This window comes from Microcoleus sp. S13_C5 (assembly GCF_036700845.1).
Classification (GTDB): Bacteria; Cyanobacteriota; Cyanobacteriia; order Cyanobacteriales; family Microcoleaceae; genus Microcoleus.
Map to the genome: position 1 here is coordinate 21,707 of NZ_JAUBPR010000080.1, position 9,430 is coordinate 31,136.

Sequence of the window (9,430 nt, forward strand, 5' to 3'; positions counted from 1 at the left end):
GCCTGAAAATGATAAATTTGGGAATAGACTAAGACAACTCTATTGCTTAGCTCGTTTTCCTCACAAGTGATACACATTTTTCAGCCTGCACTAGCTGAATTTTTTAAGCGGAAATTCTAGGTTTTTCAAATTTTATATAATTGCGCTGAAATTAGCTAAGTTTTCACCGTTATTTTAAGATTTTCGACAAGGACTAAAAGAGACTCGGTGAAAAGCCGATCGCCCGCAGCGTTCCAAAGCCAATTTATGTTTAGCCGTACCGTATCCCTTGTTATTTGTCAAGTCATATTCAGGATATTTAACAGCCAAACGTACTATTAATTCATCGCGCCAAACTTTCGCCACAATACTAGCAGCAGCAATCTGAATCGATCGCGCATCACCCTTGATCATCGTCTCTTGCTCGATCGTCAAATTGGGAATCCTTTGATTTCCATCAACCAAACACAAATCCGGTGTCACCTTCAACTTCAAAATTGCCCGCTTCATCGCCAACAAAGAAGCCTGCAAAATATTCAAACGGTCAATTTCCCGCACCGAAGCCGCACCAATTTGACAGTCAACAGCCACAGCCCGGATTTTTACAGCTAACCGACTCCGGGCTGCGGCACTCAACTGCTTGCTGTCGCGCACCCCGCAACTTGCTAATTCATCGAGAACTTCATCGGGCAAAATGCAGGCTGCAGCCACCACCGGCCCGAACAAAGCGCCTCGTCCTACTTCATCCACACCTGCAATTACTAGAGTGTTCGAGGGAGAGGGGGAAAGGGGAAGATGGAAAGATGGAAAGAGAGTAAAAATTTCTACTTCTTCCTTCTTCCCTCTTCCCTCTGACTTCTTCCTTCTTCCCTCTGACTTCATATATCACTCATCCACAACGGCTGACGAGCGGCGGCGGCGACGGCGGTTGATAGCAGGCTCCTCGGGTTCGCTGGGTTCGCTGGGTTGGCTGGGTTCGATCGGCTCATGGGATTCGATCGGCTCATGGGATTCGATCGGCTCATGGGATTCGATCGGCTCATTGAGTTCGATCGCCTCATGGGATGCGATCGGCTCATAGGATTCGTCCATCACATCGCTGGGTTCCTCAATCCGATCAAAATCATCAGTTTCGTCGATCAAACTCTCGCCATAAATTTGGGCCTCATCATCATCATCCTCAGAAAAAACAGGCTCAACTACCGACCTTTCTGGATAATAATCGCGTTCCTCAACATTCTGTGCAGGCGTCGTCGCTTCAAATTCAAATTCGAGCTGCTCGAAAGGCGGCTTGTTCGGGGCCGCTCCGGGGAGAGTCACCGAAACGATCGCATTCTTAGGATTTTTCACGCTGCGATCAGTAAGTACCAAAGGAGAAACCCCCATCAGAGCATAAACATCCTGCTCCTCCGCCGTCATTTCCACCGAAATCACCTCCGGAGGCTCCACCATCGGCTTCATCAACTCAGACTTAGCCGGACGCACGCGATCAAAATCCTCGCGCCTGCCAGCAGCAGCCATATTCACCAGCCCGAAGCCCTCCGAAGCTGCCCGGATACCGGGGGGTGCCAGATACTCAGAGCGCGTATCCGCGACGGGCGCGCTCGAAGTATTCGGCAGCCGCAACTTGCTACGTACAGGTTCCTCCTCCGCCGGGAGAGCAAAAGGCTCTTCGCCAATCCGGCGGCGGCGGCGGCGTCTAGTTCCGTTCCCCAAATCCTGATAGCTGGGATGGTTGAGCAAGTCCAAAGGCGAGGCGTTACTGCCACTCTCAAAATCCAAACTTTCGCTCTGACTCTGAGGTTCCCAAGCAGCCCGAGCAGGTTCGGGGGGGCGTTCTTCCCGCACTGGTGCAGGAGTTGCAGCCGCCACAGGCGTCAAGCTGCGGCGTTCCAATCCTTCAGGCAAATTCAACAAAACGCGGTTCGACGTAGCAACAGTGCGATCGCCCGATTCCCGCACCGCTGCGGCGAAGTCTTCTTCCCCGGGCAAGTGCACCAGATGACCCAACCCGCTGCAAGTAGGACAACTGTGGCCGAACAACTCGTAAATATTTTGACCTTGGCGCTTGCGAGTCAGTTCTACCAGTCCCAATTCCGACAGTTGGGCGATTTGCGGTCGAGCTTTATCAGCTTTGAGAGCTTTATTGAAATGTTCCAGCACCTGCAACTGATCGCGGCGGGATTCCATGTCAATAAAGTCAACAATAATCACCCCGGCAATATTGCGTAACCGCAGTTGTCTAGCAATTTCCGTTGCTGCTTCGCAATTTGTCCAGAGTACCGTTTCCCGAGCCGTCGCCGATCGAGTAAACGAGCCAGAGTTGACATCGATCACCGTCAGCGCCTCAGTCGGCTCGATAATCACATAACCGCCCGAAGGCAAATCCACCCTCGGTCTGAGGGCTTCTCGAATCGCAGCGTTAACTCGGAAAAATTCTAAAATCGAGGCGCGCTCTCGGTGGTGGTCGATCAAAACTCCCGCAGGAAGTTTACCTCCGTTCCAGCTCATCAACTGCTGCTTCACCCGCTTAATTCCATTTTGCGAGTCCACCACAATCCGATTCACGTCACCGCTGAACATATCTCGCAGCACCCGCTGGATAAAATCGTCATCCCGGTTGAGCAGTGCCGGCGCCCGCGAGGTACCGCCTTCGAGTTGAACGGCTTCCCACTGTTTTTGGAGGACTTCCAAATCTTCCATGATCGCTTCTTCGGTCATCCCTTCAGCTTCAGTGCGTACCAGCAGCCCCATCCCGGCCGGCTTCACCAAAATAGCCAGAGCTCTGAGGCGGTTGCGCTCGGCTTCCGACTTGATCCTGCGTGACAGGTTGACTCCCCTGCCGTAGGGCATCAGTACCAAATAGCGACCCGGCAGGGTAATGTTGCCTGTCAGCCGGGGGCCTTTGCTGCCCGTCGGTTCTTTCATTACCTGTACCACCACTTTCTGCTGGGGGGTCAGGAGCTCTGTAATTGCCCCCGCCGAGCGTTTAAGGCGCAGCGGGCCGAGGTCTGTGACGTGCATAAACCCGTTACGTTCTGGGTCGCCAATATTGACGAAGGCCGCATCTATCCCAGGGAGTACATTTTCAACAATTCCCAAGTAAATGTCACTGACTTGGTGGCTGCCTGTGGCTACCACAAGTTCTTGGATTTGATCTTCTGAAAAGACGGCAGCAATGCGATGCTGCTCTGCTATAACTATCTGCTTTGTCATTCAATTTCCTCAAAAAACTGGCAGCAAGTTAGAGACACTTACGCACTCATAGTGCCTCTGACTTAGACTGTAATTAGTAGTAGCTTGAAGAGTTATTAGCTGTGAGTTGGTGCAGGGTGGAAGGAAAGTTAACTGTTGACCGTTCACTGTTAACTGTTGACTGTTCACTGTTAACTGTTACAGATAAAGTAGTTAAACCCGCCCGTACAGAGTTATGAGTTATGCTCAGCAGATAAATCTGAGAGATAGAAATAAGGAGGCTTTTATCGAGTTAGCAATATTGAAATTTGAGTTGAGAATTGCGAAATCAATACTCAAAATTCAACACTTACAACTCTTCCTTTGAACTCAGCGAATAAATTCATTGACACCGTACCAATTTCTTAACACACAACTTAACACTACGAACTGATAACTCCGCTTGCGTGGTGGTTGAGGGCTGGTTTTGAGCGAAAGTAGGTAGGAGTGAAAGCGCGTAGACTTTTGTTGAATTCTTGCGCGATCGCACTCAACACACCCCAGTTTGGCATTCGACTGCAACCTCCGCCCCTGCCAACCCTAAAACCTTGTCAGTCGATTTTAGATTTTAGATTTTAGATTGACTCCACAGATGAATCTGGGAGATTGAAATTTAGTCTAAAATCTAAAATTTTGGTTCTCCACGAATTAAGTCGGGGGCTTCTCTCCGTTTTTTGACGGGTCAGTCGATTTTAGATTTTAAATTTTAGATTTTAGGTTTTAGATTTACTCCACAGATGAATCTGGGAGATTGAACTAAAGTGTAAAATCTAAAATTTTTGGTTCTTCACGACTTAAGTCGGGGGCTTATCTCCGTTTTTTGACGTGTCAGTCGATTTTAGATTTTAGGTTTTAGATTTTAGATTTACTCCAAAGATGAATCTGGGAGCTGGAACTTTAATCTAAAATCTAAAATTTTTGGTTATCCACGACTTAAGTCGGGGGCTTATCTCCGTTTTTTGACCCGTCAAAAACATCTATTGTTGAATACCCGTTCTGCGGTTTGAACCGTGAGATTTTTGAATAAGCCGACCACCGACAACCAGTCGATCGATCGAAATTAATCGCTAAATTTGGTTCAGACCCCGCTCCTGCGGGTTTGGCGCTAGATTTAGCCCGTGAATGTACAACAAAAAGGCTTGAAGTCTTGAACAGAAGCAATTTGCACCCAGCCCGCGTTGCTGGTTGACGAGGGCGGCGAGCGACTAAAGCGCTCGAGCCGCCGCGGCTTCCATAACAAGCGATTATAGCGTGAAACGACACATCCCGATCGAGAGCCGAAGGTGAAATATTCCACCACGGCTTCCCTATCTTAACCATAACCCAGGATTAGCTGACTACGCTCAACCTGCAGAAGCTGAATTTCCTGCTGGCTGACTTGTTCGAGCATGAAAACAATATGTTCTGGCTTTAGCAAGTTGCCGTCGCTGCGACAACTGCCGGTATAGCGCAAGACGGCTCTACCTTCGGGTGTACCACCAGAGGCAGAGGTGCTGCTGTCTAGTTTCTGCTCTACAAGTTCTAGTTTGTGCAGTCGATCGCGCAAATTGACATCCTGCGTCTTTCCCGACTTAGTAGTATGCACCCGCCAAAAAGCCTCGGTTTCGACTATCGTCTTGACCCAAGCTTCCCAGTTGGCATCAGGAGCCACGGAGACAGGAGCAGCATTTTCCCGGCCTAATTCGCCATTTTCTGTCAACGAGCCTGCGGAGGTCACAGTAATTACGTACTCCGCTGCTTCTAACAACTGGTTAGCAGAAGGAGCCTTGAGATCGATCGACTCAACCTTGTAAATCGGAATATTTTCCGGCAGCTTAGCAGCCAACTTTTCCCGAAAACTCTCAACATCGATAGACTCAGTGAGCTCAAAGTCGGCAATTTCCCCAGTGCTGGTAACACCCAGAGGCAGAGCATTTGCCAGAGAAATCCGAGGGTTCGGGTGAAACCCGCCGGTAAACGAAATCGGCAAATCGGCTCTGCGGACTACTCGATCTAACAATCGGATCAAATCCAAATGACCAACCAAAGCCATATCGCCCACCTTCCCGAACCAAACCCGCAAACGCTGTTTCCGCTCGGTATTCGGGACAAACTCCCCAGCAAACTCAGGAATTGGCAGCGCATCCACAACCACATTGTGTCCGAAATCGGTGCCACAAACCCCGCAGCGCGAACACCCTTCAAAGGAACAGTCGGGAACCGTCGCTGCTTCCAAAGCCTTTTGCAAGTCAATTTTCAGCCAGTTTTTGTCGATTCCTGTATCTAAGTGATCCCAAGGCAGGGCCTGATCGAGAGAGAGGGGGAGAGAGGGGGAGGGGGAGAGGGGAAGATCCCGAGAATTGGGAAAATCTTCCTTGATTTCTCTTCCTTCTTCCTTTTTCCTTCTTCCTTCTTCCTTCTCCTCTTCCTTCTCAAAAAGATTCCACTCGCCGCTTTCGACTTGGCGGTATTTCCAGGTTAGGCCCGATTCATCGATCGCCTGAGTCCAAGCTTTGTAAGCCTGATCCAAGCTTTCCCACCACGCATCCATACCCGCGCCAAGTTCCCAAGCGCGGCGGACTACAGTAGCCAAACGTCGATCGCCCCGTCCGACAAAATCCTCCATTGCCGAAATCCGCACATCAGTGTAATTCACCTTGACGCCCCGCATTCCCCGAAACTCTTCCTTCAGGAGTTTTTGCTTGCGGGAAAACTCAGCAGTAGAAACCGAGTGCCACTGAAAAGGAGTGTGAGGCTTAGGCGTAAAATTAGAAATTGTCAAGTTAAAATTCAGTCCCCGCCTGCCATTGATCCTGCATTCCCTGTGCAGCCAGCGGACTGTTTCGGCGATGCCGAGAACATCAAAATCTGTTTCTCCGGGCAAACCGATCATAAAATACAGCTTGATTTTATCCCAGCCGCGATCGACCGCAGTTTTGACACCCCGAAGCAATTCTTCGTTTGTCAAACCTTTGTTAACGATGTCGCGCATCCGCTGAGTACCAGCTTCCGGGGCAAAAGTCAAACCACCTTGTCGTGTCCCGCCGAGAATGTCGGCAATATTATCGTCAAATCTGTCAACCCGCTGACTGGGTAGAGACAGAGAAATATTTTTATCTTTCAGGCGATTTTTGATTTCCATGCCGACTGCTGGGAGTGCCAGATAGTCGGAACAACTCAGGGAAAGCAGGGAAAACTCGCTGTGTCCGGTGGCTTGCATCCCCTGTTCGATCGCCTCTACGACTTGCTGCGGTTCGACATCGCGCGCGGGGCGAGTCAGCATTCCCGGCTGACAGAAGCGACACCCGCGCGTGCATCCCCGGCGGATTTCTACTGTCAGTCTGTCATGTACTGTCTGGACGTAGGGAACCAGGCCGATCGAATAAGCTGGTATCGGAGTCGCCACGCGGCGCAGAATTCGATCGGGAACTTGCGGGCGGTTGGGATGAACAGAACCGTCGGCCGCCATATCGTAGAATTGCGGGACGTAGACGCCTGGAATCTGCGCTAAATCCAGCAGCAATGCTTCTCGGCTCAAATTATTAGTTTTGCCTTCTGCCAAAATCAAGCCAATTTCTGGCAGCAACTCTTCTCCATCTCCCAAAGCGATGAAGTCAAAAAAGTCAGCGTAGGGTTCGGGGTTGGAAGTTGCCGTTTGCCCACCAGCAAAAATCAGCGGCATTTGAGCGTTTTGGGGATTGGTCGCTCTTTCTTGCCAAGTTAGGGGAATGCCAGCTAAATCCAGCATTTCCAGAATGTTTGTTGCTCCGAGTTCGTAGCTGAGGCTGAAGCCCAGAATATCAAATTCTGTGAGCGATCGCCTCGATTCTACGGCAAACAGCGGAGTTTTGGTCGATCGCAGTTTTGCTGCCAAGTCGGCGGCGGGCAAATAAGCCCGATCGCACAACTGCCTCGGCGCTGCGTTCAAAATGTTGTAAAGGATGATGTGCCCCAGATTGGAAGCACCAACTTCATACACTTCTGGGTAAGTAAGAACCCAGCGCACAGACGCCGCGTCCCAAGGCTTGTGCGTAGCCCCCAATTCATTTCCCAGATAACGAGCAGGCTGATTAATGTCTGCTGTAAGTAATTCTTCGACTTTTACTGCCACGGCTCGACTCGCTAAATATTTGCGACTCTTAAGCAGCCTACCTTAAAATCTGCCAACACGCCAACGACAGTCGTCTGTCTTTTCGGGCATTTAACCGAATTTACTTGGTTTTATTGCTTGTTTTCGCCCCGGAGTAACCTCTACCAGTGCTGGTTTACGCAGGAGTTTTGGGCATCAAAGCTATCGACATTTTCAAATATTTCAAAAACTCGATCGAGTTGGCTGAGTTCCAGAATCATCTTCATCCCAGGGGATACCGAGCAAAGACTAAACCTGCGCCCCATTTTTTTCGCCTGCTTGAGGCCTGAAACCAATGCCATCAAACCGGCACTGTCAATAAATGTTACTTCGGCCAAATCTACGAGTACCCCTACAACCCCGGGGGCTGCAATTGCTGTCGTTAGTTGCCGTCCGAATTCTCCGCAGGTGGCTGCATTCAGGTAGTCTAGGGGTCGAATCACCGTAATTGGTTTATGGGCAAGAAGTGTCTGCATATGTCAAACCTATGATTGCTACGTATTTTCAACTACTGCGCTGGACGGATGTAAGCCTAAACCTACTTGATTACTCTGAGCCTAACTTAATCTGAGGCCAAATGACCAGTTGTTGTCAGTAGTTTTACTGAATCTTTATTTATTGACTCTTTTTTATGAAATTTTGCGTAAGATTTGGGCAGGAAACGTAAGCTACTATACTATTTTTTATTAAGACCAGCAGGCGCAAGTCTTGGTAACTCTAAAAATTGCGATCGACTTTGCCCTAGCTGTTAGATGAAACGGAACAATGTAATTTAAATCACTTGTTAGTTCTGATCTAGATCACCTGTTTGCTCGACAGTTCAGAGGAAAATTAAACTGTACGGAGTTCTCCGACTTACTATGCAAGCAACTCATGCTATTCGTCAACTTGTAGAAAAAGCCCTCTACATTAAGCAGTTGACGCCTGACATTGAAAACGAAATCAACTACGAGCTCACCCGTTTGGGGTACATCTCGGATATTGATTATGAGGCTTTAGAGTTATTAATGGATGAAATGGATGCCGGCCGGGTGCAATTGGTATCTAGTCGTCGATAGTGGGAAGCGGGCGACGAGTCCATATCCAAGAACCCAAAAATCCTTGCACGGCGGGCAATAGAGGAGTGTTAGAAGCATTTAGGCCGACCCCATATTTTTCTAATGAAGCATCTCGTTGCTGAACTTGATATGTGAGGAAATAGTGTGAGGGGCGATCGTCCCTGCACCTGTGATCAAAAGCTAAAAACTTTGACTTAAATTAAATCTATAACTTTTGGAGTATGACAAATTAGGTTAATTGTGATTAAAGCTTAGTATTAATAATGAAGCACCTAGTTGTGAACTTAGTATTTGAGGAGAGACTGTTAAGGGCGATCGTCCCTGAACCTCATACAATTTTAGATTTTAGATTTTAGATTTTAGAAGTCGGACTAATGATGATTATCAGGGGTTGGAACTTGTCTAAAGTTGCATTCCTTTTAGAAACTGCTATCAGTATCAAAAACTACACACTGTGACCTAAATTAAATTTATAACTTTTGGGACTTGACAAATTAGCTCTAAGTCTAATTAATCTCAAGGGGTGACAAGGGGGCTGCAAATCAGGTAGAATAAGGGTTTGAGCCAAGCGTCACCAAAAAAAATTGGGGTCGCTGCGACCCCCACACAAAATATATGTTCCCTCAATTATACCAAAAAGTTTTCGAGACGCATCTAAATCCTCGCCAGTATCTAACGCTACAATTGTTAGTGTTAATGTTACAAAGCTATCGAGATGTCAGGTTATCTACTTTAGCCAACAAGTTTCCCCAACCGATAAAGTATGAAAGTCGAGTGAGAAATCTGCAACGGTTTTTAGACTTACCTCAACTCACAGCCAAGCTGTTGTGGTTTCCACTCATCAAACAGCTCCTCAAACAAGAGTTTCGCCGTCAACCGAGCAACCCTTGAACAACGAAGACGAGTCGAGAAACTCCAACTCATTCATCAAGGATATCTGTTTTTAATTGTCGCTCGAACGCTGCGGGCAAGAGCGGGAGCGTGTCACTTTTGCGATGAGTATAAATACTCATGAACCCCACCATGACTTTTTTACCGATCATCAGTATAA

General features: G+C 48.3%; 6 protein-coding genes. 2 read left to right on the plus strand and 4 right to left on the minus strand.

Annotated elements, in window-relative coordinates; genetic code table 11:
• Positions 1–174: 174 nt before the first annotated feature.
• The 4 genes from QUA04_RS19750 to QUA04_RS19765 form a co-directional block, all read right to left on the minus strand.
• On the minus strand, positions 175–861 hold the full coding sequence (locus QUA04_RS19750; protein WP_333259557.1) for a ribonuclease HII: 687 nt from the start codon (positions 859–861) through the stop codon (positions 175–177).
• A gap of 3 nt (positions 862–864) precedes the next feature.
• Entirely contained in the window at positions 865–3,195 is a 2,331-nt protein-coding gene (locus QUA04_RS19755; RefSeq protein WP_333259560.1) for an Rne/Rng family ribonuclease, read from the minus strand.
• 1,330 nt (positions 3,196–4,525) lie between these two features.
• On the minus strand, positions 4,526–7,303 hold the full coding sequence (locus QUA04_RS19760; RefSeq protein ID WP_333259563.1) for a TIGR03960 family B12-binding radical SAM protein: 2,778 nt from the start codon (positions 7,301–7,303) through the stop codon (positions 4,526–4,528).
• A gap of 140 nt (positions 7,304–7,443) precedes the next feature.
• Entirely contained in the window at positions 7,444–7,797 is a 354-nt protein-coding gene (locus tag QUA04_RS19765) for an STAS domain-containing protein (protein ID WP_333259566.1), read from the minus strand.
• A gap of 384 nt (positions 7,798–8,181) precedes the next feature.
• On the opposite strand from QUA04_RS19765, the gene QUA04_RS19770 reads away from it, so the two are divergent.
• Positions 8,182–8,379 (plus strand): hypothetical protein, encoded by a 198-nt coding sequence (locus QUA04_RS19770; RefSeq protein WP_015176637.1) that lies wholly within the window; start codon positions 8,182–8,184, stop codon positions 8,377–8,379.
• A 615-nt stretch (positions 8,380–8,994) separates the two neighbouring features.
• The gene (locus tag QUA04_RS19775; RefSeq protein WP_445242344.1) at positions 8,995–9,270 is read left to right on the plus strand and encodes a hypothetical protein; all 276 of its coding nucleotides are present in this window, start codon (positions 8,995–8,997) and stop codon (positions 9,268–9,270) included.
• Positions 9,271–9,430: the final 160 nt, after the last annotated feature.

What these genes read in the sequence shown, in the direction of transcription:
- QUA04_RS19765 (WP_333259566.1), bottom strand. Translation starts at nt 7,797, where the DNA reads ATGCAGACACTTCTTGCCCATAAACCAATTACGGTGATTCGACCCCTA.
- QUA04_RS19755 (WP_333259560.1), bottom strand. Translation starts at nt 3,195, where the DNA reads ATGACAAAGCAGATAGTTATAGCAGAGCAGCATCGCATTGCTGCCGTC.
- QUA04_RS19770 (WP_015176637.1), top strand. Translation starts at nt 8,182, where the DNA reads ATGCAAGCAACTCATGCTATTCGTCAACTTGTAGAAAAAGCCCTCTAC.
- QUA04_RS19775 (WP_445242344.1), top strand. Translation starts at nt 8,995, where the DNA reads ATGTTCCCTCAATTATACCAAAAAGTTTTCGAGACGCATCTAAATCCT.
- QUA04_RS19750 (WP_333259557.1), bottom strand. Translation starts at nt 861, where the DNA reads ATGAAGTCAGAGGGAAGAAGGAAGAAGTCAGAGGGAAGAGGGAAGAAG.